The organism is Flavobacterium plurextorum (genome assembly GCF_002217395.1).
Taxonomy (GTDB): Bacteria; Bacteroidota; Bacteroidia; order Flavobacteriales; family Flavobacteriaceae; genus Flavobacterium; species Flavobacterium plurextorum.
In genome coordinates this window covers 2,461-2,932 of the sequence record NZ_MUHD01000057.1, presented here as the reverse complement: position 1 = coordinate 2,932, position 472 = coordinate 2,461, and the positions used below count along the sequence as shown (strand labels likewise).

The 472-nt window shown below is 28.8% G+C and carries 1 protein-coding gene; it reads left to right on the top strand.

Features of this window, described 5'->3' with window-relative positions; translation table 11 throughout:
• Positions 1 to 180: 180 nt before the first annotated feature.
• Positions 181 to 426, top strand: coding sequence for a hypothetical protein (locus B0A81_RS21345; protein WP_089059891.1), 246 nt, complete (start codon positions 181 to 183; stop codon positions 424 to 426).
• Positions 427 to 472: the final 46 nt, after the last annotated feature.

Genomic DNA, 472 nt, shown 5'->3' with positions numbered 1-472 from the left:
TTTTTAAACCTTCAATTTCATTTGGAAGTACTTCATGAAAAACACAAAAGGTATTTTTAAAAGAATTTGGATGTGGCTTAAAGTTTTTCTGCATGTGCAAATATACTCAGATTGTCTCGAACTCCCTAAAACAAACATAAATTGATTAACTTTGCCCCATAAATTTAAAACAAAAAAATCATGTCTAAAGATTCGCAAGAAAAAATGCCTCAAAAAGGAGTTTATACAGGTATTATCGAAAAAGATGAAAACAATAATTATTTCTGTGGTGAATATCTTTTAGATTATAAAATAGCACATTCAAATTTTAATGTTGGTGATTGGATCACAATAAAATCTGTAATCGAAAATCCAAGTGATATCAGTTACGATAAATATCCTAAAAAAACTAAAAACTTTGACAAGGCGAATCATAAGCCGGAATAAGCCTTACATTTTAGGTCTAAATAAGGAATTTAACCGCAATCCCGAT

Excerpts from the sequence above, each read along its gene's own strand:
- B0A81_RS21345 (WP_089059891.1), top strand. The coding sequence starts at position 181 with ATGTCTAAAGATTCGCAAGAAAAAATGCCTCAAAAAGGAGTTTATACA.